This is a genomic window from Burkholderia sp. MSHR3999 (assembly GCF_000833595.1).
Taxonomy (GTDB): Bacteria; Pseudomonadota; Gammaproteobacteria; order Burkholderiales; family Burkholderiaceae; genus Burkholderia; species Burkholderia ubonensis.
Genome location: NZ_JRFO01000001.1, coordinates 1,042,282 through 1,063,132 on the forward strand (window position 1 = coordinate 1,042,282; position 20,851 = coordinate 1,063,132).

Below are 20,851 nucleotides of genomic sequence, written 5' to 3' on the forward strand. Positions count from 1 at the left end.
AATGCGCTTAATCGCGGTGATTTTTTTTATAGCCGTTTTATTGATTGAGCCGTTTATGAGCACCATTCCGTTGACAAAGCGTGGCGCAGACCAACTGCGCGATGAATTGCAGCGCCTCAAGTCCGTCGAGCGGCCGGCCGTGATCAATGCGATTGCGGAGGCGCGCGCGCAGGGCGACCTGTCCGAAAACGCCGAATACGACGCAGCCAAGGAAAAGCAGGGCTTCATCGAGGGCCGCATCGCGGAAATCGAATCGAAGCTGTCGGCCGCGCAGATCATCGATCCGTCCTCGCTGGATGCCGACGGCCGCGTGGTGTTCGCGGCGACGGTCGAGCTCGAGGATCTCGAATCGGGCGACACCGTCAAGTACCAGATCGTCGGCGACGACGAAGCGGACCTCGATCACGGCCTGATCTCGGTCAGCTCGCCGATCGCGCGCGCGCTGATCGGCAAGTCCGAAGGCGACGTCGCGGCCGTGCAGGCGCCGAGCGGCGTGCGCGAGTACGAAATCATCTCGGTCAGCTACATCTGACGTGGAGCGACACGATGCCGCATCGCGTGTTCCGTCTGCTGTCGGCCGTCTGGGTCGGCAGCCTGCTGACGATCGGGTATGCGGTCGCGCCCGTGCTGTTTCGTTCGCTGGAGCGCATGACGGCCGGCTCGGTTGCCGCCCAGCTGTTCCGCATCGAGGCGGTCGTCGGTGTGGTGTGCGGCGTGCTGCTGCTCGTGCTGTCGAACCAGCAGGTGCGGCGCGGCTGCGACGAATACCGCCGCGTGCGCTGGATTCTCGCGGCGATGGTCGGCTGCGTGCTGATCGGGTATTTCGCGCTGCAGCCGTTCATGAACGCGCTGCGCGTGGCCGCGATGGACGCGGGCACCGATATCGCGAACTCGCCGTATGCGAGCCGGTTCGGGATGCTGCACGGCGTCTCGAGCCTGTTCTACCTGGTCGAGAGCGTGCTCGGGCTGATGCTGATCTGGCGCTTGCCGGCGCGCGACGCGTAAGCGTCGCGGGCCGGGCGCCCGGGCGGGCTTACTTGTCCTGGAACGGCCGCTTGGTGCTCGCCTGGCGCTTTTTCGCACGCTTGACGGTGCCGCCGGCGGTCACGCGCTCGTTGCCGCGCACCGTTACCTTCTGCGGCTTCGGGCGCCGCACCGGGCTCGCGTTCGGCGACACCTTGACGACCTTCACGGTACGCGGCGCGCGGCCCTTCTTGTCGGCGGCAGCTTCGGCCGCGCTCGGCAGGGTGCCGCTGCGGCGGCCGCGAGCCGGCGCCGGCGCGGCTTCCTCGGGCCTCCAGATCACGAGCAGCTTGCCGATATGCTGGATAGGCGCGGCGTTCAGCCGGTCGCAGATTTCGTCGTAGATCGCGATGCGTTCGTCGCGCTCGTCGCCGAACACGCGAATCTTGATCAGCTGGTGCGCGTCAAGGTGCACCTTGATTTCCTTCAGGACCGCGTCGGTGAGCCCCTCGGCGCCGATCAGCACGACGGGCTTGAGCGCATGGGCTTCGGAGCGCAGCGCGGAGCGCTCGGCGGGAGAAAGCGAAAGGGCTGGCATGGAATGTCGAATTCAAAAATAAGGGCGCGCAACACCGGCATCCGCCGTGTGAGCCGCGCGCCGAAACCACGTAAAATCGCGGCTTGGGCCTGATTGAGGCCGCAGCCGCGCGAAGAAGACGCGTATTATCCGCCAAAAGCGCGGCTTCACGAAGCAAATGGCAGTAATCTCTCTCTCGAATGGCAAAGAACCGCTTCAACCAGCACTGGCTGCACGACCACATCAACGACCCGTACGTCAAAATGGCGCAGCGGGAGGGCTATCGCGCGCGCGCGCCGCTTACAAGCTGAAGGAAATCGACGAACAGGACAAGCTGATTCGTCCCGGCCAGGTGATCGTCGATCTCGGCGCGGCGCCCGGCAGCTGGAGCCAGTACGCGCGCAACAAGCTCGCGCAGGGCAAGAAACGCGACGCGGTGCGCGAAGGCGGGATCGACGGCACGATCGTCGCGCTCGACATGCTGCCGATGGAGCCGATCGCCGACGTGCACTTCATTCAGGGCGACTTCCGCGAGGATGAGGTGCTGCATCAACTGGAGGCCGTCCTCGAAGGCCGGCCGGTTGACCTTGTAATTTCCGACATGGCCCCCAACCTGTCAGGGGTCGCCTCCGCGGACGCGGCGCGCATCGAGCACGTGTGCGATCTCGCGCTCGAATTCTCGCAGAATCATCTGAAGCCGGACGGCGCGCTGCTGGTGAAGTGCTTCCACGGCAGCGGCTACAGCCAGATTGTCGAGAAATTCAAGCAGCAGTTTAAGATTGTCGCGCCGCGCAAGCCCAAGGCGTCCCGCGACAAATCGTCCGAAACGTTCATCTTGGGGCGGCACCTGAAGCATCCGCGCTGACGCGGAGCCGGGGAGCCGCAAACGGGCTCCGGCCCTTGCCAGACAAGCCGTTCGCTATCGCGACGGTTGTCAATGCTTATGGCAGGGGTGGTCGGACTGGATTAGAATGCCTGAGGAGCGCCGCAAGGAAAATGTAGGCGCTCGTCTACGAGTGAAGGAGTGGTGCTTTGAACAACAATATGTTTTCGAAGGCAGCAGTGTGGCTGGTGATCGCACTGGTGCTGTTTACGGTGTTCAAGCAGTTCGACAAGCCCCGCGTCCAGGAAGGCGTGTCCTATTCGCAGTTCATGGACGACGCCAAGAACGGCAAGGTCAAGACTGTCGTCGTGCAGGGGCGCAACCTCACCGTCACTCCGGCTGATGGCCAGAAATACCAGATCGTGTCGCCCGGCGACATCTGGATGGTCGGCGATCTGATGAAGTATGGCGTGCAGGTCAGCGGCAAGGCCGACGACGAGCCGAACGCGCTGATGTCCGCGCTGTACTACCTCGGGCCGACGATCCTGATCATCGGTTTCTGGTTCTACATGATGCGGCAGATGCAGGGCGGCGGCAAAGGCGGTGCGTTCTCGTTCGGCAAATCGCGTGCGCGGCTGATCGACGAGAACAACAACGCGGTCAACTTCTCCGACGTCGCGGGCTGCGACGAAGCGAAGGAAGAAGTGTCCGAGCTCGTCGACTTCCTGCGCGATCCGCAGAAATTCCAGAAGCTTGGCGGCCGCATTCCGCGCGGCGTGCTGCTGGTCGGCCCTCCGGGCACCGGCAAGACGCTGCTCGCCCGCGCGATCGCGGGTGAAGCGAAGGTGCCGTTCTTCAGCATCTCGGGCTCCGACTTCGTCGAAATGTTCGTCGGCGTCGGCGCGGCCCGCGTGCGCGACATGTTCGAGCAGGCGAAGAAGCATGCGCCGTGCATCGTGTTCATCGACGAAATCGACGCGGTCGGCCGTCATCGCGGCGCCGGCATGGGCGGCGGCAACGACGAGCGCGAGCAGACGCTGAACCAGATGCTCGTCGAGATGGACGGCTTCGAAGCAAATTCGGGCGTGATCGTGATCGCCGCGACCAACCGTTCCGACGTGCTCGACAAGGCGCTGCTGCGTCCGGGCCGCTTCGACCGCCAGGTCTACGTCGGCCTGCCGGACATCCGCGGCCGCGAGCAGATCATGCGCGTCCACCTGCGCAAGGTGCCGATCGCGAACGACGTCGACGCGGCAGTGATCGCGCGCGGCACGCCGGGCTTCTCGGGCGCCGATCTCGCGAACCTCGTCAACGAGGCGGCGCTGTTCGCCGCGCGTCGCGGCAAGCGCATCGTCGAGATGCAGGACTTCGAGGACGCGAAGGACAAGATCTTCATGGGTCCGGAGCGCAAGTCCGCGGTGATCCGCGAGGAAGCGAAGCGCGCGACCGCGTACCACGAGTCGGGCCATGCGGTGATTGCGAAGCTGCTGCCGAAGGCCGATCCGGTGCACAAGGTCACGATCATTCCGCGCGGCCGTGCGCTGGGCGTCACGTGGCAGCTGCCGGAGCACGACAACGAGACGTATTCGAAGGACTACCTGCTGGACCGTCTCGCGATCCTGTTCGGTGGCCGCGTGGCCGAGGAGCTGTTCATGAACCTCGTCAGCACCGGCGCGTCGGACGACTTCAACAAGGCGACGCAGACGGCGCGCGCGATGGTGGCCCGGTTCGGGATGACCGACGCGCTCGGCCCGATGGTCTATGCCGACGACGAGAGCGATGCAAGCCCGTTCGGCCGCGGCTTCACGCGGACGATTTCGGAAGCGACGCAGCAGAAGGTCGATGCGGAAATCCGCCGTGTGCTGGATGAGCAGTACGGCCTCGCTCGCCGCCTGCTGGAGGAGAACCGCGACAAGGTCGAGGCGATGACCGCCGCGCTGATGGAGTGGGAGACGATCGACGCCGATCAGATCAACGACATCATGGAAGGCCGTCCGCCGCGCTCGCCGAAGAGCTCGCCGACCATCGGCGGCGATGCATCGTCGGGCGGCACCGGCGCCGAGGTCAAGCCGGGCAACGCGCCGGCGCCCGCGTCGCCGGCCTGAGTCCCGCTGTCGTACCGTTGACGGGCTGGTGTGGCTTTCACACCGGCCCGTTTTGCATTCATTCCACGTTTGTTGCTCCTCGTGTCCGATCCCGTCTCCCCCTCGTTCATTCCGGCGCCGCTGCAGTGCGGCCGCTTCACGCTGACGTTCGAACGCCCGCTCGTGATGGGCATCCTCAACGCAACGCCCGACTCGTTCTCCGACGGCGGCCGCTTCCTCGCCCACGACGATGCGCTGCGCCAGGCCGAGCGGATGCTCGCCGAGGGCGCCGACATCCTCGACATCGGCGGCGAATCGACCCGCCCGGGCGCGCCGCCGGTGCCGCTCGACGAGGAGCTCGCGCGCGTGATTCCGCTGGTCGAGGCATTGCGTCCGCTGAACGTGCCGCTGTCGATCGATACGTACAAGCCGGCCGTGATGCGCGCGGCGCTGGCCGCCGGCGCGGACCTGATCAACGACATCTGGGGCTTTCGCCAGGCCGGCGCGATCGACGCCGTGCGCGACGGCAACTGCGGCTTGTGCGCGATGCACATGCTCGGCGAGCCGCAGACGATGCAGGCGCACGAGCCTGACTATCGAGACGTGGTCGCCGACGTGCGCGATTTCCTCGCCGAGCGTGCGCAAGCGTTGATGGACGCCGGCGTCGCGGCGGAACGCATCTGCGTCGACCCCGGTTTCGGGTTCGGCAAGGCGGTGATCGAACACAACTATGCGCTGCTCGCCGCGCTGCCCGACACGACGCCCGCGCGGCCCGATGGCCGGCCTTACCCGATTCTCGCGGGGATGTCGCGCAAGTCGATGCTCGGCGCGGTGATCGGCGGCAAGCCGCCGATCGAGCGCGTTGCGGCGAGCGTCGCGGCCGCGGTGTGTGCGGTGGAGCGGGGCGCCGCGATCGTGCGGGTGCATGACGTCGCGGAAACGGTCGATGCGCTGAAGATCTGGAGTGCCGTGCGCGGGGCCGCGCGGCATCGATAAGTCAAAACAGGAGGAACATTCATTATGGGACGTCGATACTTCGGTACGGACGGCATTCGCGGCACCGTCGGCGAAGCGCCGATCACGCCCGACTTCGTGTTGCGGCTCGGCTACGCGGCGGGCAAGGTGCTGGCCGGCTCGGCTGACGTCGCGGCGGGCGCGCGCCCGACCGTGCTGATCGGCAAGGACACGCGCGTGTCGGGCTACATGCTCGAGGCGGCGCTGGAGGCGGGCTTCTCCGCGGCCGGCGTCGACGTGATGCTGGCCGGCCCGATGCCGACGCCGGGCGTCGCGTACCTGACGCGCGCGCTGCGCCTGTCGGCGGGCGTCGTGATCAGCGCGTCGCACAATCCGTATCACGACAACGGCATCAAGTTCTTTTCCGCGGACGGCAACAAGCTGCCCGACGAAACCGAAGCCGCGATCGAGGCGTGGCTCGGCAAGCCGCTCGAATGCGCGCCGTCGGACGGGCTCGGCAAGGCGCGCCGCCTCGACGATGCGGCCGGCCGCTACATCGAGTTCTGCAAGAGCACGTTTCCCGCGGCGTTCGACCTGCGCGGGATGAAGCTCGTCGTCGACTGCGCGCACGGTGCCGCGTACCAGGTCGCGCCGCACGTGTTCCACGAGCTGGGCGCGGACGTGATCCCGATCGGCGTCGCGCCGAACGGCTTCAACATCAACGACGGCGTCGGCGCGACCGCGCCCGATGCGCTGGTGCGCGCGGTGCGGGCGAATCACGCGGATCTCGGCATCGCGCTCGACGGCGACGCGGACCGCCTGCAGGTCGTCGACTCGACCGGGCGGCTGTTCAACGGCGACGAGCTGCTGTACGTGCTGGTCAAGGACCGGATCGCAACTAACGGTCGAGTTGAAGGGGCGGTGGGAACGCTGATGACGAATCTCGCCGTCGAAGTCGCGCTGCAACGCGAGGGCGTGCAGTTCGTGCGTGCGGCGGTCGGCGACCGCTACGTGCTCGAGCGGCTGCGCGAGCACGGCTGGCAGCTCGGCGCGGAAGGGTCGGGCCACATCCTGTCGCTCGACCGGCATACGACCGGCGACGGCATCGTGTCGGCGCTGCTGGTGCTCGCGGCGCTGAAGCGCAGCGGCCGCACGCTCGCGCAGATGCTCGAGGGTGTCACGCTGTTCCCGCAGAAGCTGATCAACGTGCGGATGAAGCCCGGCGCGGACTGGAAGGGCAATGCGTCGATCCGCGCCGCGATCGACGGCGCGGAACAGGCGCTGGCCGGCAGCGGCCGCGTGCTGATCCGTGCATCGGGCACCGAGCCCGTGCTGCGCGTGATGGTCGAGGCGGAGCAGGCGGCGGACGCGAGCCGTCACGCCGAGGCGATCGCCGACGCGGTGCGCGCCGCGACTGCCTGAATCCGGCCGGCGGCCGGCGCATGTGCGTACGGCCGCCGGTTGCCTGTCGGCCGTGCGGCGCACGCCGGCCACGGTTCGGCTCCTCCATCCGGCGGCGACGTCGGCGCCATGAGCCCGACGTCGCGCCGAGGTCCACTTCCGACCCCTGAATCCCCGGGCGCGGCGCGTCCAGTCCGGATGTGTCCCGTGCGAGCGGGGTACAATCCGCCCGCCCGATCGACCGCTGTCGAAGCGGGACCGGACGCACATTTTCCGCCTTTCCCTTCCCGGCATTTATAGCCTATTCTCCCGGTGCCGGCGCTGCCCGCGCCCGTCCGTCTCACCCTCCCGTGTTGCCTTTCAAGTAGTCATGTTACTGTCACGCCAGTTTCATCGATTGTCACATTACCGTCATGAGGAGCCCCTAACCTTCGCGGTGCCGTAGTCATCCGCTCACACACTGGAGGTCTCATGAAATTGATGCAAACCGCGATTGCCGGCCTGGCTGGCGCACTTTTCGCTGTTGCTGCGCACGCTGCCGACATCACGGGCGCAGGCAGCACGTTCGCGATGCCGATCTACACGAAATGGGCTGCCGATTACCAGCAGGCCGGCGGCGCGAAGATCAACTACCAGGGCATCGGCTCGTCGGGCGGCCTGAAGCAGATCAATGCGAAGACGGTCGATTTTGCCGGTTCGGACGCGCCGCTGAAGGACGACGAACTCGCGAAGGACGGCCTGTTCCAGTTCCCGACGGTGGTCGGCGGCGTGGTGCCGGTCATCAACGTGCCGGGCGTGAAGGCGGGTGAACTGACGCTGTCGGGCCCGGTGCTCGGCGACATCTACCTCGGCAAGATCAAGAAGTGGAACGACCCGGCGATCGCCGCGCTGAACCCGAAGGTCAAGCTGCCGGATACCGACATCGCGGTCGTGCGCCGCGCGGACGGCTCGGGCACGAGCTTCATCTGGACGAACTACCTGTCGAAGGTCAACGACGAGTGGAAGTCGAAGGTCGGCGAAGGCACGACGGTCAACTGGCCGACCGGCACGGGCGGCAAGGGCAACGACGGCGTCGCGGCATTCGTGCAGCGTCTGCCGGGCGCGATCGGCTACGTCGAGTGGGCGTACGCGAAGAAGAACAGCATGGTCTACACCGCGCTGAAGAACTCGACGGGCACGGTGGTCGAGCCGAAGACGGAAACCTTCAAGGCCGCCGCCGCCGGCGCGAACTGGTCGAAGTCGTTCTACCAGATCCTGACGAACCAGCCGGGCAAGGAAGCATGGCCGGTCGTCGGCGCGACGTTCGTGCTGCTGCACGCGAAGCAGGACAAGCCGGAGCAGGGCGCGGAAACGCTGAAGTTCTTCAGCTGGGCGTTCAAGAACGGCGAGAAGGCGGCTGACAGCCTCGACTACATCTCGCTGCCGCCGGCGGTCGAAGCGGAAATCCGCAAGCAGTGGAAGGTCAAGGTGACGGATACGGCGGGCAAGCCGATCGCCACGGAGTAAGCGTCACAGCGGTTCGCTGCCCGGTCGCGCAGGCCGGGCAGTGTCGTGCAGTAAGGCCGGGCGTCAAGGCGCCCGGCATTCAGAAGCAGGCGCCCATGTCTGATATTCCATACGTGTCCTCCCGGTCCGCCGGCAATGCGCAGCAGCACGCGCCCGGCCGCCTCGGCGACATCCTGTTCGGCGGCCTCGCCCGGCTCGCCGCCATCGTCACCCTGCTGCTGCTCGGCGGCATCATCGTCTCGCTGATCATCGCGTCGATGCCGACCATCCAGAAGTTCGGCCTCGGCTTCCTGTGGCAGTCCGAATGGGATCCCAATTCGGATGTCTACGGCGCGCTCGTGCCGATCTACGGCACCCTCGTCACGTCGGTCATCGCGCTGCTGATCGCGGTGCCCGTCAGCTTCGGCATCGCGCTGTTCCTCACCGAGCTGTCGCCGGTCTGGCTGCGCCGCCCGCTTGGCATCGCCATCGAGCTGCTCGCCGCGATCCCGTCGATCGTCTACGGGATGTGGGGGCTGCTCGTGTTCGCGCCGATCTTCGCCACCTATTTCCAGAAACCGGTCGGCCGCCTGTTCGACGGCGTGCCGGTGCTCGGCGCGCTGTTCGCCGGCCCGCCGATCGGCATCGGCATTCTCGCCGCCGGCGTGATCCTCGCGATCATGATCATCCCGTACATCGCGTCGGTGATGCGCGACGTGTTCGAGGTCACGCCCGTGCTGCTGAAGGAATCGGCGTACGGGATCGGCTGCACGACCTGGGAAGTGATGTGGAAGATCGTGCTGCCCTATACGAAGACCGGCGTGATCGGCGGCGTGATGCTCGGCCTCGGCCGCGCGCTCGGCGAAACGATGGCCGTGACGTTCGTGATCGGCAACACGAACCTGCTCGACAACGTGTCGCTGTTCTCGCCCGGCAACAGCATCACGTCGGCGCTCGCGAACGAGTTCGCCGAAGCGTCGCCCGGCCTGCATACGGCCGCGCTGATGGAGCTGGGCCTGATCCTGTTCGTGATCACCTTCATCGTGCTGGCCATCTCCAAACTGCTGCTGCTGCGTCTCGAGAAAGGAGAGGGCAAGAAATGAGCGAGCCCGTACTGAACTTCCCCGGCCCGGACGGCGCCGTGCTCGACGCGATGCGCAGCCGGCTCCAGCGCAAGCGCAAGATCGTCAACGCGATCGCGCTCACCGCGTCGCTCGGCGCGATGGCGTTCGGCCTGATGTGGCTCGTGTGGATCCTCTACACGACGCTGCACCTCGGCATCGGCGGCCTGTCGGTGCAATTGTTCACCGAATCGACCCGGCCGCCGAACACCGCGGGTGGCGGCCTCGCGAACGCGATCGTCGGCAGCCTGCTGCTGGTCGGGTTCGGCACGCTGGTCGGCACGCCGATCGGCATCCTGGCGGGCGTCTACCTCGCCGAATACGGCAGGACCAACCCGCTCGCGAGCACGATCCGCTTCATCAACGACATCCTGCTGTCGGCGCCGTCGATCGTCGTGGGCCTGTTCGTCTACGCGCTCGTCGTCGCGAAGTCGGGCCGCTTCTCCGGCTGGGCCGGCGTGATCGCGCTCGCGCTGCTGCAGATCCCGATCGTGATCCGCACGACCGAGAACATGCTGAAGCTCGTGCCGAACGCGCTGCGCGAAGCGGCCTTCGCGCTCGGCACGCCGAAGTGGCGGATGGTGCTGAAGATCACGCTGCGCGCGTCGGTGGGCGGCATCATCACGGGCGTGCTGCTCGCGGTCGCGCGGATTGCCGGCGAAACGGCGCCGCTGCTGTTCACCGCGCTGTCGAACCAGTTCTTCTCGTGGGACATGAGCCAGCCGATGGCGAACCTGCCCGTCACGATCTTCAAGTTCGCGATGAGCCCGTTCGCGGAATGGCAGTCGCTCGCATGGGCGGGCGTGTTCCTGATTACCCTCGGCGTGCTCGGACTCAACGTCCTCGCGCGCTCGATCTTCTCGAAACAGTAACGGCGGAGCAATCCGATGAACATGGCAGAAAGCCACCTGAATCCCATCGAACGTGTCGCCGCGCCGGCCGGGACGCACGCCGCGACGGACGGCCGTCCGCTCGCGCCGCTGAACGCGAAGATCGAGGTCAACAATCTCAACTTCTTCTACAACAAGTTCCATGCGCTGAAGAACATCAACCTGCGCATTCCCGAAGGGAAGGTGACGGCGTTCATCGGCCCGTCGGGCTGCGGCAAGTCGACGCTCCTGCGCACGTTCAACAAGATGTACGCGCTCTATCCGGAGCAGCGCGCCGAAGGCGAGATCCTGATGGACGGCGAGAACCTGCTGACCACCAAGCGCGACATCTCGCTGTTGCGCGCGCGGATCGGCATGGTGTTCCAGAAACCGACCCCGTTTCCGATGTCGATCTATGACAACATCGCATTCGGCGTGAAAATGTTCGAGAAGCTCACGCGCTCGGAAATGGACGACCGCGTCGAATGGGCGCTGACGAAGGCCGCGCTGTGGAACGAAGTGAAGGACAAGCTGGGCCAGAGCGGCTACGGCCTGTCCGGCGGCCAGCAGCAGCGTCTGTGCATCGCGCGCGGCATCGCGATCCGTCCGGAAGTGCTGCTGCTCGACGAGCCGTGCTCGGCGCTCGACCCGATCTCGACGGGCCGCATCGAAGAGCTGATCGCGGAGCTGAAGAGCGACTACACGGTCGTGATCGTCACGCACAACATGCAGCAGGCGGCGCGCTGCTCGGACTATACGGCCTACATGTACCTGGGCGAGCTGATCGAATTCGGCGAGACCGAGAAGATCTTCATCAAGCCGGTACGCAAGGAAACGGAAGACTACATCACCGGCCGCTTCGGTTGATGACGGAGAACAACAGCCATGTCGGATAAACATTTGTCGAGCCAGTTCGACGCCGATCTCAATGCCGTGTCGTCGAAGGTGCTGGAGATGGGCGGGCTCGTCGAGGCGCAGATCACGGGCGCGATGCACGCGCTGAACGAATTCGACCGCGCGTCGGCCGAGAAGGTGATCGCGAACGAAGAGATCCTGAACACGATGGAAGTCGAGATCGACCAGGAGTGCGGCAACATCATCGCGCGCCGCCAGCCGGCCGCGCGCGACCTGCGCCTCCTGATGTCGATCTCGAAAACGATCACGAACCTCGAGCGCGCCGGCGACGAGGCGGAGAAGATCGCGAAACGCGTGCGCCGCCTGATCGACGAGCCGGCCGCGCGCGGCGTCAACATCGCCGAGATCAAGGTGTCGGGCGAGATGGCCGTGACGATCCTGCGCCGCGCGCTCGACGCGTTCGCGCGGCTCGACACGGTCGCCGCCGCGCAGATCGTCAAGGACGACAAGGAGATCGACCAGGAATTCCGCGCGTTCGTGCGCAAGCTCGTGTCGTACATGCAGGAAGATCCGCGCACGATCTCGGTCGGCCTCGAATACCTGTTCATCGCGAAGGCGATCGAGCGGATCGGCGACCACGCGAAGAACCTCGCCGAATTCATCATCTACATCGTGAAGGGCACCGACGTGCGGCACCAGCCGCGCGACACGCTCGATCGCGAAGCCAACAGCTAACACGTCAAGGTACAAGGCGAACAACGAGGTGCCGATGCCCAGCAACATTCTCGTCATCGAAGACGAACCCGCGATATCCGAGCTGATCTCGGTGAATCTCCAGCATGCCGGACACTGCCCGATCCGCGCGTACAACGCGGAGCAGGCGGCGAACCTGATCAGCGACGTGCTGCCCGATCTCGTGCTGCTCGACTGGATGCTGCCGGGCAAGTCCGGCATCGCGTTCGCGCGCGACCTGCGCAACAACGAGCGGACCAAGCACATCCCGATCATCATGCTGACCGCGCGCGGTGACGAGCAGGACAAGGTGCTCGGCCTCGAGATCGGCGCGGACGACTACGTGACGAAGCCGTTCTCGCCGAAGGAGCTGATGGCGCGCATCAAGGCGGTGCTGCGCCGCCGCGCGCCGCAGCTGACCGAGGACGTCGTGTCGATCAACGGGCTGCGTCTCGACCCGGCCACGCACCGGGTCGCCGCGCACGCGGACGGCAGCGAGATCAAGCTCGATCTCGGCCCGACCGAGTTCCGCCTGCTGCACTTCTTCATGACCCACCCGGAGCGCGTGCACAGCCGCACGCAGCTGCTCGACCAGGTGTGGGGCGATCACGTGTTCGTCGAGGAACGCACCGTCGACGTGCATATCAAGCGATTGCGTGCGGCCCTCAAGCCGGCGGGTTGCGACGCGATGATCGAAACGGTCCGCGGCAGCGGCTACCGGCTCGCGAAGCACGCGTGAAGCACGTGGGCGGCGCATCGCGCGTCGCGCAGGCATTTCAACTTTTCGGACGCTGAATCATGAACATCATCTGGGCGCGCTTTCTGGTGTCGCTCGTGTTGCTCGTGCTGATCAGCGTACTGGTCGGCTTCTTCGCCGGCCCGACGGCCGCACTCGTGTTCGCGGCCGTGATGCTGGCCGCACAGGGTTTTTTCAGCACGTTTCATACGCAGCGCCTGTGGCGGCTGCTCGACGCGCCGGTATACGGCGAAGTGCCGAGCGCGCCCGGCATCTGGGGCGAGATCTACTACCGGCTGCACAAGCTCGCGAAGCAGTGGCATGCGCAGGTGCGGCAGGTCGAGCAGCAGCATTCGCGCTTCATCCAGGCAATCCAGGCGTCGCCGAACGGCGTCGCGATGCTCGACGAGCACGACACGATCGAATGGTGCAACGCGATCGCCGAAGTGCATTTCGGCCTCGATGCGAAGCGCGACCTGCGCCAGCACGTCACGAATCTCGTCAGGCATCCGGACTTCGTCCGCTACCTGAATTCGCAGCACTACGACGAGATGCTCGTGATGCACGGGATGGGCGACGCGCGGCAGAACGTGCTCGCGGTGCAGGTGTTCCCGTACGGCGAGAACCGCAAGCTGCTGCTGACGCAGGACATCACCGAGCTCGAGCGCACCGACGCGATGCGGCGCGACTTCGTCGCGAACGTGTCGCACGAGCTGAAGACGCCGCTCACCGTGCTGTCGGGCTTCCTCGAGACGATGCGCGAACTGCCGCTGAACGAGGAAGACCGTGCACGCTACCTCGACCTGATGGAGCAGCAGGCGTCGCGGATGCGGCACATCGTCACCGACCTGCTGGTGCTCGCGAAGCTCGAAGGCGACGGCAAGCCGGCCGCCGATCGCGCGATCGACATGCGTTCCGTGTTCGACCATCTGAAGGAAGACGCGCAGTCGCTGTCGAACGGGCATCACGACATCTCGTTCACGCTCGACGACACGCTTGCGGTCGCCGGTGCGCAGACGGAAATCTTCAGCGCGTTCGCGAACCTCGTGATCAACGCGATCCGCTATACGCCGGAGGGCGGCAAGATCGTCGTGTCGTGGCGGCGCGAAGGCGCGCAGGCGGTGTTCTCGGTGACCGACAGCGGGTTCGGCATACCGGCGGCCGACCTGCCGCGGCTGACCGAACGCTTCTACCGCGTCGACCGCAGCCGGTCGCGCGACACGGGCGGCACCGGCCTCGGGCTCGCGATCGTCAAGCACGTGCTGCAGCGGCACGACGCGCATCTGTACATCCAGAGCGAGGAAGGGCGCGGCAGCACGTTCACCGCGCGCTTTCCGGCGCTGCGAACCGTTACCGTGAGGCCGGCGGCGTTCGAGGCCTGACCCGGCGGAGCTAAAAAAACCGCAGCCCGTTTCCAGGCTGCGGTTTTTTTTCATGCTCGCGCGGCGCGAGGCCGCGCGCCGCGCGTTACGAGCAGAACTTCGCGAGCAGGCCGAGCTGCGCGTTGCGTATCGTCTTGCCCGCGCGGCGGCGGCGATAGTGGCCGTCGCTTTGCATCAGCCATGCCGACTGGTTGTCGCCGAGAAACACCGACAGGCCTTCCGTGATCACGCGGCGCTTGAGCTTGCGCTCGCGGATCGGGAACGCGACTTCGACGCGGCGGAACAGGTTGCGGTCCATCCAGTCCGCGCTCGACAGATATACGTCTTCCGCGCCGTTCGCGTGGAAATAGTAGATCCGATGATGCTCGAGGAAGCGGCCGACGATCGAGCGCACCGTGATGTTGTCCGACAGCCCCGGCACGCCGGGCTTCAGCGCGCAGACGCCGCGCACGATCAGGTCGATCTTCACGCCCGCCTGCGACGCTTCGTACAGCGCGGCGATCACCGACGGCTCGAGCAGCGCGTTCATCTTCGCGACGATGCGCGCGCGCGCTTGCCGGCGCGCGCGTTCTCGGTTTCGGCGCGGATGCCGTCGATGATGCGCGGATGCAGCGTGAACGGCGACTGCCACAGCTCGTGCAGCGTCAGCTCGCCGCCGATGCCGGTCAGCTGCTGGAACACGTGATGCACGTCCTCGCAGATCTTCTGGTCGGCCGTCATCAGCCCGAAGTCGGAATAGAGGCGCGCGGTGCGCGGATGGTAGTTGCCGGTGCCGAGGTGCACGTAGCGGCGCAGCGACGCCTTGCCGCCCTGCACGACGCGCCGCACGATCAGCATCATCTTCGCGTGGCACTTGTGCCCGACGACGCCGTACACGACGTGCGCGCCGACGGCTTCGAGCTGCGACGCCCAGTTGATGTTGGTTTCCTCGTCGAAGCGCGCGAGCAGCTCGACGACGACGGTCACTTCCTTGCCGTTGCGCGCGGCTTCCATCAGCGCGTCCATCAGCGGCGAATCGGTGCCGGTGCGGTAGATCGTCTGCTTGATCGCGACGACGCTCGGGTCCTGCGCCGCCTGCTGCAGCAGCTCGAGCACGGGCTGGAAGCTCTCGTACGGGTGATGCAGCAGGATGTCGCCTTCGTCGATCGCGTCGAACATCGTCGGCGCATTCGCGATTCCCGGCGGGATCGACGCGGTAAACGGCGCGAATTTCAGGTCCGGCCGGTCGACGAGATCGGGGATCTGCATCAGCCGCACGAGATTCACCGAGCCGATCACCCGATAGCAATCCTTCTCGCCGAGCCCGCCTTCCTCGAGCAGGCGCCGCACGATGTGCGGCGGCGTGTCGGCGGACACCTCGAGGCGCACCGCGTTGCCGAGGTGGCGCGCGGGCAGTTCGCCCTGCAGCGCGACGCGCAGGTTCGTGATTTCGTCTTCGTCGACGAACAGTTCGCTGTTGCGCGTGATGCGGAACTGGTTGCAGCTCTTCACGACGAGCTGCGGGAACAGCTCGCCGACGAAGCGCTGCATGAACGAGCTCAGCAGCACGAAGCCGTGCTCGAACCCGGACAGCGGCTGCGGCATGCGCACGACGCGCGGCAGCGCGCGCGGCGCCTGCACGATGCCGAGCACGGCCTGGCGGCCGAACGCGTCGCGGCCCTCGAGCTCGACGACGAAGTTCAGGCTCTTGTTCAGCACGCGCGGAAACGGGTGGGCGGGATCGAGGCCGATCGGCGTCAGCACCGGCAGCAGCTCGTCGAAGAAGTAGCGCCGCGCCCACTCGGTCTGCTCGTCGTTCCACGAATCGCTGCTGTGGAAGTAGATGCCTTCCTGCTCGAGCGCCGGCAGCACCGTTTCGTGCAGCATCGTGTACTGCCGGTGCACGAGCCGCTGCGCGCGCTCGACGACGAGGTCGTAAGCGTGTTGCAGCGACATGCCGTCGGGCGTGATCGCGCCGGGATTGTCGCGGATCTGCTCCTGCAGGCCGGCCATCCGCACTTCGAAGAATTCGTCCAGGTTGCTGCTCGTGATGCAGACGAAGCGCAGGCGCTCCAGCAGCGGGACATGCGGGTCGGCCGCCTGTGCGAGCACGCGCTCGTTGAATCCCAGGATGCCGAGTTCACGATTGAGAAGCGGGTAGCGGGCGGACATCGGCAGAGTTGGGGGCTGATCGGACAGCGACTCGAAAGGACGCTCGGAAACTCTCACGGTGAGATGACGTGCTGATGACACGGGTCGTTAGGTATCGGCAAATTCTACGCCGGAAACCTTTCGTCTCATAAATGTTTCGCCTATATACAATGCTGCGATGGGCATGCCCGGCGAACGTGACACCGGCACGCGTTCCACGCTTAAAATGTCGCCTTTGAATCACTGCATCGCGGCGGCGGTTGCCGCCGGCGCATGCGCACGGAGCCCCTTCTGATGGTTACGAACCCCCACTTGCTGGCTGCCGTGGATCTCGGCTCGAACAGCTTCCGGCTGATCGTCGGGCGCATCGAGGAGACGCCGGCGGGCAGCCAGATCTATCCTGTCGACGCGCTGCGCGAGCCGGTGCGGCTGGCCGCGGGCCTGTCGAGCGACAAGATGCTCGATCGCGCGTCGCAGGAGCGTGGCTGGGAGGCCCTCAAGCGATTCGGCGAACGGCTGCGCGATTTCCATCCTGATCACGTGCGCGCGGTGGCGACCAACACGCTGCGCGTCGCGAAGAACGCGGGTGAATTTCTCGTCGAGGCCGAAGCGGCGCTCGGCTTCCCGATCGAGGTGATCGCGGGCCGCGAAGAGGCGCGCCTGATCTATGCGGGCGCCGCGCATTCGGTGCCGGCGAGCGCCGGCAAGCGGCTCGTCGTCGACATCGGCGGCGGCTCGACCGAATTCATCATCGGCTCGCACTACACGCCGCTCGTGATGGAAAGCCTGTACATCGGCTGCGTGAGCCACAGCCGCGCGTTCTTTCCGGCCGGCAACGTAGACGAATACACGATGCGGCAGGCCGAGCTCGCGGCGAAGCGCGAGATCCAGATCATTTCCAGCGAGTACAAGAAGGCGGGGTGGGACCAGGCGATCGGCTCGTCGGGCACCGCGCGCGCGCTCGCGGAGCTCGTCGAGGCGAACGGCTTCAACGATCCCGGCGTGTCGCACGGGATTTCGCGCGGCGGGCTGGAGCGCCTGAAGCGCGCGCTGATCAAGTCCGAGAACGTCAACCGGCTGAAGCTCGTCGCGCTGAAGCCCGACCGCGTGCCGGTGCTCGCGGGCGGGCTGGCGATCATGCTCGCGGTGTTCGAGGAGCTCGGCATCGACTACGTCGACACGACCGACGGCGCGCTGCGCCTCGGCGTGCTGTACGACCTGCTCGGCCGCGCGCAGCACGAGGACATGCGCGCGGTGACCGTCGAGGGCTTCACGCGCCGCTACGGCGTCGATCGCGCGCAGGCCGAGCGGATCGCCGCGCTGGCGGTGCGCTTCTACGACCAGCTCGAGGACGAGCCGGACGACGAGCGCCGCGAGGAAAGCCGGATGTTCCTCGGCTGGGCGGCGGCGCTGCACGAGATCGGTCTGTCGATTTCGCACAGCGCGTATCACAAGCATTCCGCGTACATCGCGAGCAACGCGGACATGCCGGGTTTCTCGCGCACCGACCAGGCGCGGCTCGCCGCGCTCGTGCTCGGCCATGCGGGCAAGCTCGGCAAGCTGTCGCAGGCGCGCGAGGTCGAATGGCCACTGCTGTTCTGCCTGCGGCTGGCCGCGCTGCTGTGCCGGCGCCGCACGGATGCGGGGCTGCCGGACATTTCGGTCACGCAGATGAAGAAGGGCGGCTACGAGGTGCGCCTGCCGGGCGCGTGGGTCGAGCAGAATCCGCTGACCGACTACAGCCTCAGCCAGGAGGCGGCGGAATGGGAGAAGGTCGGCATCCCGTATCGCGTGGTGTACACGGGCGCGTGACGCGGGCGGCGCGGCCCGGGGCGGCGCCCGCCGCCGGTTGCGTTCAGTCCGACGCGCAGACGATCGCCGTCAGGAACGGGAACGCCTGCTTGACGGTCGCGTCGCTGCCCGCCTTGCGCACGGCCGCCTCGACCGAGCTCTTCATGCCCTTGACCACGACCCCGTATGCCCATTCGCCGATCGGCGTGCCGCTGCCCTGGCGGAAGATCGGGTCGTTCGCCTGGTAGCCGAGCACGACGTAGACGCCGAAGCCGTAGGCGGTCAGTTCGTGCTCGGTGTGGAACGCGTTGACCGAATTCGACTCGACGTGCATCGGCTCCCGCTCGATATCGCCGGCGGCCAGCAGCGGCGCGACGAACTTGTGGCCGTTCGAATGACAGTCGAGCGCATCGTCGAGCGATTTGGCGGACGCGATGCCCGGTGCCGCCAGCGTCAGCAGCGCGCCGAAGAGGGTGGTCTGAAGGAGGTATTTCATGCGATTGGGTCGGTTGTTGCCGGCTATTATCGCGTGATCCCGCGCATGGCGTGGCCGGGTTCCCGGCGCGGACCGGGCGGGAGGCCGTGAAAGGATTCGAGCCAGCGCCTCCGTGATCGAAATCCGTTTCCTTTGCAAACCTTTCGCTTTCTAAATAATTCCAATTTCCTTTCACTTCTGTCGAATCGGAAGATAATCCTGCGCCGGCTTTGGAACGCCGCATCCGGCACGGACTTACCGAATTTCATCAGACAATTAAAGCGCACTGAAATCTGGATCGCTGCAGACTTCAGAAATACGCAGGCTCGCCGTAAAAGCGTTGAGGCGGTTTGAAGCATCAGGAGTGCGGCGCGATTCGAATTTGATAAATCGCTTTAACAATTTGCCGTGAATTGGATGCCGATCGTTGTTTTTCCCGGGGGATTCTGCTAAAGTCCTCGCCGCGCGGAGGCCGGCGTATTAGGTATGCGAAGTAAATAATCCTGATAAACCGGTTGTTGATATCAACCCGGTATTTTCGGTGGCCCGGTTCCCATTGACGGGGGACGGACGGGCGCATCGGGATACGGTCGACTTCATCCTGCCCGACGTGCCCGCGACGAAGCGCCGTGCGCTTTCCTGAGCGGGGCGGTCGATACAAGAAACGCCTTCCGAGAAACAAGCCTCAACGAGAACAACTAATGGCCGATTTGCATTGGACCATGCCAATCGCCAGATGGACGTCGATTTCGACCGCGGGGGTGCCGGGTGTCGAATTTATCGATCCGATGGTGCGCCGCCGATTGAGCCGCTTGTCCCGGCTCGCGTTGCAATCCGCTCACGATTGCACGGGTGAACATCGCGCATTGCGCGTCGTGTTCGCGTCCCGTCACGGCGAATTGGCGCGCACGACGGGCATTCTCGAAAGCATCCAGGCCGCCGACCCCGTTTCCCCGACCGCCTTCAGTCTTTCCGTCCTCAACGCCGTCACGGGCGTGTTCGGCATCGCGCGCGGCGACCGGTCCGCCGCCAGCGCGATCGCGGCCGGGCCGGAGACGCTCGGCTATGCGTTGCTCGAAGCGTTCGCGCAATACGAATCCGACGCGTCGTCGCCGGTGCTGGTCGTCTACGCGCACGAACCTGCCGATCCCGTCTATGGCGAGGTCGACGACGATCCCGAAAGCGAAGCGCTCGCGATCCTGCTCGATCGACGTTCGGCGCTCGGCCATTTGACCTGCGACGTGACGGCGCGCGCCGACAGCGCCGGCGGGGAGGGCACCGACGCCACGCAAAGCGCGGCGGTACGGCGCTGCCTGTCAGGGCAGAGCGGGCAGAGCGGGCAGGCCGGACACGCGGACGCGACGTGGCAGCACGGCGACTCGGTCTGGCGATGGAGCTGGCATGCGCACGCGGCTTGACTACGGCTGGCGGCTGTTCGCGACGGGCGCGTGCCTGGGCTTCTTCGCGCTGTGCGGCTCCGCGTTCTCGCTGCTGGCGATCGTCGCGGGCACGCTTTGGCCGCACCGGCGCTCGCGGCAACGGGGCGTGACGCTCGTCATCCATCACTTCTTCCGCATGCTGGTCGCCGTGCTGCAGCGCATCGGCGTGATGACGCTCGAGGTGTCCGGCTCGGCGCGATTGCGCGAAGGCGGGCCGTCGATCGTCGTCGCCAACCACCCGACCTGGCTCGACGTGATGGTGTTGCTGTCGCTGACGCCGAAGGCCTGCTGCGTGGTCAAGCGCGGCCATTGGGGCAACCCGTGTTTCTGGGGCATCGTGCGCGCGGCCGAGTACGTGAGCAATGCCGACGCGGTCGAGCTGGTCGATGCCGGCGCGCGGCAACTGGCGGCCGGCTACACGATGATCATTTTTCCCGAAGGCACGCGCAGCCCGGGCGCCAATCGCCTGCATGCGTTTTCGCGCGGCTTCGCGCACATGGCGCTTCAATCGCGCAGCCGGATCCAGCCGGTCCTGATCGATTGCGATCCGCCGGTATTCACGAAGGAGCTGCGCTGGTATCACGTGCCGTCGCGGGCGTTCCGCATGCGGATCACGGTGCTCGAGGCGATCGACATGGACCGGCTGATTCCCGAGGACCAGTCGCCGTCGATCGCGGCGCGCAACATCGCGCACGCGGTGGAATCGCATATCACCCAACACCTGTTCCAGCATGGATACTTTAAAACTGCAAATTAAGCAGCTGCTGATCGAGATGCTCGATCTCAACGACATGACGGTCGACGACATCGACGACGACGCGCCGCTGTTCTCGACGGACGGCGTCGGGCTCGACTCGGTCGACGCGCTCGAAGTCGGCATCATGCTGCGCAAGAAATTCCAACTGACGATCGCCGCGAACGACGAGCGCACGAAAGCGCATTTCCGCTCGGTCAATACGCTGGCCGCATTCATCGCGAGCCAGCAGGCGCATCAGCAATCGAACCAGGCCGTTCCGGCAACCGGGGAGTGACAC

18 protein-coding genes and 2 pseudogenes are annotated in these 20,851 nt (G+C 66.0%); 17 read left to right on the forward strand and 3 right to left on the reverse strand.

What is annotated here, in order from left to right:
* The first annotated feature begins 55 nt into the window (after nt 1-55).
* A complete protein-coding gene (greA, locus tag KY49_RS04980) occupies nt 56-532 on the forward strand; it encodes a transcription elongation factor GreA (protein WP_010092671.1) in 477 nt (158 codons plus the stop codon).
* Between the two features lie 14 nt (nt 533-546).
* Entirely contained in the window at nt 547-1,005 is a 459-nt protein-coding gene (locus tag KY49_RS04985) for a DUF4149 domain-containing protein (RefSeq protein ID WP_010092670.1), read from the forward strand.
* 28 nt (nt 1,006-1,033) lie between these two features.
* Here the strand turns inward: KY49_RS04985 and KY49_RS04990 are convergent, their stop codons facing one another.
* Entirely contained in the window at nt 1,034-1,561 is a 528-nt protein-coding gene (locus tag KY49_RS04990) for a YhbY family RNA-binding protein (RefSeq protein ID WP_042583606.1), read from the reverse strand.
* A 179-nt stretch (nt 1,562-1,740) separates the two neighbouring features.
* Here KY49_RS04990 and KY49_RS04995 point away from each other — a divergent pair.
* The 11 genes and pseudogenes from KY49_RS04995 (at nt 1,741) to phoR (ending at nt 13,982) form a co-directional block, all read left to right on the forward strand.
* Nucleotides 1,741-2,405, forward strand: a pseudogene (locus KY49_RS04995) (RlmE family RNA methyltransferase).
* Nucleotides 2,406-2,572: 167 nt separating this feature from the next.
* On the forward strand, nt 2,573-4,468 hold the full coding sequence (ftsH, locus tag KY49_RS05000) for an ATP-dependent zinc metalloprotease FtsH (protein WP_042583607.1): 1,896 nt from the start codon (nt 2,573-2,575) through the stop codon (nt 4,466-4,468).
* An 81-nt stretch (nt 4,469-4,549) separates the two neighbouring features.
* Nucleotides 4,550-5,443, forward strand: a complete 894-nt coding sequence (gene folP, locus KY49_RS05005; protein ID WP_042584565.1) for a dihydropteroate synthase — start codon at nt 4,550-4,552, stop codon at nt 5,441-5,443.
* A gap of 24 nt (nt 5,444-5,467) precedes the next feature.
* Nucleotides 5,468-6,823, forward strand: coding sequence for a phosphoglucosamine mutase (gene glmM / locus KY49_RS05010; RefSeq protein ID WP_042583608.1), 1,356 nt, complete (start codon nt 5,468-5,470; stop codon nt 6,821-6,823).
* A 450-nt stretch (nt 6,824-7,273) separates the two neighbouring features.
* On the forward strand, nt 7,274-8,308 hold the full coding sequence (gene pstS / locus KY49_RS05015; protein WP_029226592.1) for a phosphate ABC transporter substrate-binding protein PstS: 1,035 nt from the start codon (nt 7,274-7,276) through the stop codon (nt 8,306-8,308).
* A 95-nt stretch (nt 8,309-8,403) separates the two neighbouring features.
* A complete protein-coding gene (gene pstC / locus KY49_RS05020; RefSeq protein ID WP_042583609.1) occupies nt 8,404-9,390 on the forward strand; it encodes a phosphate ABC transporter permease PstC in 987 nt (328 codons plus the stop codon).
* The gene (pstA, locus tag KY49_RS05025; protein ID WP_042583610.1) at nt 9,387-10,280 is read left to right on the forward strand and encodes a phosphate ABC transporter permease PstA; all 894 of its coding nucleotides are present in this window, start codon (nt 9,387-9,389) and stop codon (nt 10,278-10,280) included. The genes pstC and pstA overlap by 4 nt, the downstream gene beginning before the upstream one ends.
* A gap of 15 nt (nt 10,281-10,295) precedes the next feature.
* Nucleotides 10,296-11,144 (forward strand): phosphate ABC transporter ATP-binding protein PstB, encoded by an 849-nt coding sequence (pstB, locus tag KY49_RS05030; protein ID WP_042583611.1) that lies wholly within the window; start codon nt 10,296-10,298, stop codon nt 11,142-11,144.
* Between the two features lie 18 nt (nt 11,145-11,162).
* A complete protein-coding gene (gene phoU, locus KY49_RS05035; protein WP_042583612.1) occupies nt 11,163-11,867 on the forward strand; it encodes a phosphate signaling complex protein PhoU in 705 nt (234 codons plus the stop codon).
* Between the two features lie 34 nt (nt 11,868-11,901).
* Nucleotides 11,902-12,603 (forward strand): phosphate regulon transcriptional regulator PhoB, encoded by a 702-nt coding sequence (gene phoB / locus KY49_RS05040; protein ID WP_010092659.1) that lies wholly within the window; start codon nt 11,902-11,904, stop codon nt 12,601-12,603.
* Between the two features lie 59 nt (nt 12,604-12,662).
* The gene (phoR, locus tag KY49_RS05045) at nt 12,663-13,982 is read left to right on the forward strand and encodes a phosphate regulon sensor histidine kinase PhoR (RefSeq protein WP_042583613.1); all 1,320 of its coding nucleotides are present in this window, start codon (nt 12,663-12,665) and stop codon (nt 13,980-13,982) included.
* 85 nt (nt 13,983-14,067) lie between these two features.
* On the opposite strand, the pseudogene ppk1 reads toward phoR, so the two are convergent.
* A pseudogene (ppk1, locus tag KY49_RS05050) lies at nt 14,068-16,133 on the reverse strand (polyphosphate kinase 1).
* Nucleotides 16,134-16,406: 273 nt separating this feature from the next.
* Here ppk1 and ppx point away from each other — a divergent pair.
* Nucleotides 16,407-17,924, forward strand: a complete 1,518-nt coding sequence (gene ppx / locus KY49_RS05055; protein ID WP_042584566.1) for an exopolyphosphatase — start codon at nt 16,407-16,409, stop codon at nt 17,922-17,924.
* A 43-nt stretch (nt 17,925-17,967) separates the two neighbouring features.
* Here the strand turns inward: ppx and KY49_RS05060 are convergent, their stop codons facing one another.
* Nucleotides 17,968-18,399 (reverse strand): hypothetical protein, encoded by a 432-nt coding sequence (locus KY49_RS05060; RefSeq protein ID WP_042583614.1) that lies wholly within the window; start codon nt 18,397-18,399, stop codon nt 17,968-17,970.
* Nucleotides 18,400-19,079: 680 nt separating this feature from the next.
* Between KY49_RS05060 and KY49_RS05065 the strand changes: the two genes are divergently transcribed.
* The 3 genes from KY49_RS05065 to KY49_RS05075 are packed head-to-tail and all read left to right on the forward strand — an operon-like array spanning nt 19,080 to nt 20,848.
* Nucleotides 19,080-19,796, forward strand: a complete 717-nt coding sequence (locus KY49_RS05065; RefSeq protein ID WP_042583615.1) for a beta-ketoacyl synthase chain length factor — start codon at nt 19,080-19,082, stop codon at nt 19,794-19,796.
* A complete protein-coding gene (locus tag KY49_RS05070) occupies nt 19,780-20,574 on the forward strand; it encodes a lysophospholipid acyltransferase family protein (protein WP_042583616.1) in 795 nt (264 codons plus the stop codon). The genes KY49_RS05065 and KY49_RS05070 overlap by 17 nt, the downstream gene beginning before the upstream one ends.
* Complete coding sequence (locus tag KY49_RS05075; protein ID WP_042584567.1) at nt 20,549-20,848, forward strand: phosphopantetheine-binding protein; 300 nt, start codon at nt 20,549-20,551, stop codon at nt 20,846-20,848. Before KY49_RS05070 ends, KY49_RS05075 begins: the two co-directional genes overlap by 26 nt.
* The last annotated feature ends 3 nt before the right edge of the window (nt 20,849-20,851 follow it).

What these genes read in the sequence shown, in the direction of transcription:
- KY49_RS04990 (WP_042583606.1), bottom strand. Translation starts at nt 1,561, where the DNA reads ATGCCAGCCCTTTCGCTTTCTCCCGCCGAGCGCTCCGCGCTGCGCTCC.
- phoU (WP_042583612.1), top strand. Translation starts at nt 11,163, where the DNA reads ATGTCGGATAAACATTTGTCGAGCCAGTTCGACGCCGATCTCAATGCC.
- greA (WP_010092671.1), top strand. Translation starts at nt 56, where the DNA reads ATGAGCACCATTCCGTTGACAAAGCGTGGCGCAGACCAACTGCGCGAT.
- KY49_RS05070 (WP_042583616.1), top strand. Translation starts at nt 19,780, where the DNA reads ATGCGCACGCGGCTTGACTACGGCTGGCGGCTGTTCGCGACGGGCGCG.
- glmM (WP_042583608.1), top strand. Translation starts at nt 5,468, where the DNA reads ATGGGACGTCGATACTTCGGTACGGACGGCATTCGCGGCACCGTCGGC.
- KY49_RS04985 (WP_010092670.1), top strand. Translation starts at nt 547, where the DNA reads ATGCCGCATCGCGTGTTCCGTCTGCTGTCGGCCGTCTGGGTCGGCAGC.
- pstS (WP_029226592.1), top strand. Translation starts at nt 7,274, where the DNA reads ATGAAATTGATGCAAACCGCGATTGCCGGCCTGGCTGGCGCACTTTTC.
- KY49_RS05060 (WP_042583614.1), bottom strand. Translation starts at nt 18,399, where the DNA reads ATGAAATACCTCCTTCAGACCACCCTCTTCGGCGCGCTGCTGACGCTG.
- KY49_RS05075 (WP_042584567.1), top strand. Translation starts at nt 20,549, where the DNA reads ATGGATACTTTAAAACTGCAAATTAAGCAGCTGCTGATCGAGATGCTC.
- phoR (WP_042583613.1), top strand. Translation starts at nt 12,663, where the DNA reads ATGAACATCATCTGGGCGCGCTTTCTGGTGTCGCTCGTGTTGCTCGTG.
- phoB (WP_010092659.1), top strand. Translation starts at nt 11,902, where the DNA reads ATGCCCAGCAACATTCTCGTCATCGAAGACGAACCCGCGATATCCGAG.
- pstA (WP_042583610.1), top strand. Translation starts at nt 9,387, where the DNA reads ATGAGCGAGCCCGTACTGAACTTCCCCGGCCCGGACGGCGCCGTGCTC.
- pstB (WP_042583611.1), top strand. Translation starts at nt 10,296, where the DNA reads ATGAACATGGCAGAAAGCCACCTGAATCCCATCGAACGTGTCGCCGCG.
- KY49_RS05065 (WP_042583615.1), top strand. Translation starts at nt 19,080, where the DNA reads ATGGCCGATTTGCATTGGACCATGCCAATCGCCAGATGGACGTCGATT.
- ppx (WP_042584566.1), top strand. Translation starts at nt 16,407, where the DNA reads ATGGTTACGAACCCCCACTTGCTGGCTGCCGTGGATCTCGGCTCGAAC.
- pstC (WP_042583609.1), top strand. Translation starts at nt 8,404, where the DNA reads ATGTCTGATATTCCATACGTGTCCTCCCGGTCCGCCGGCAATGCGCAG.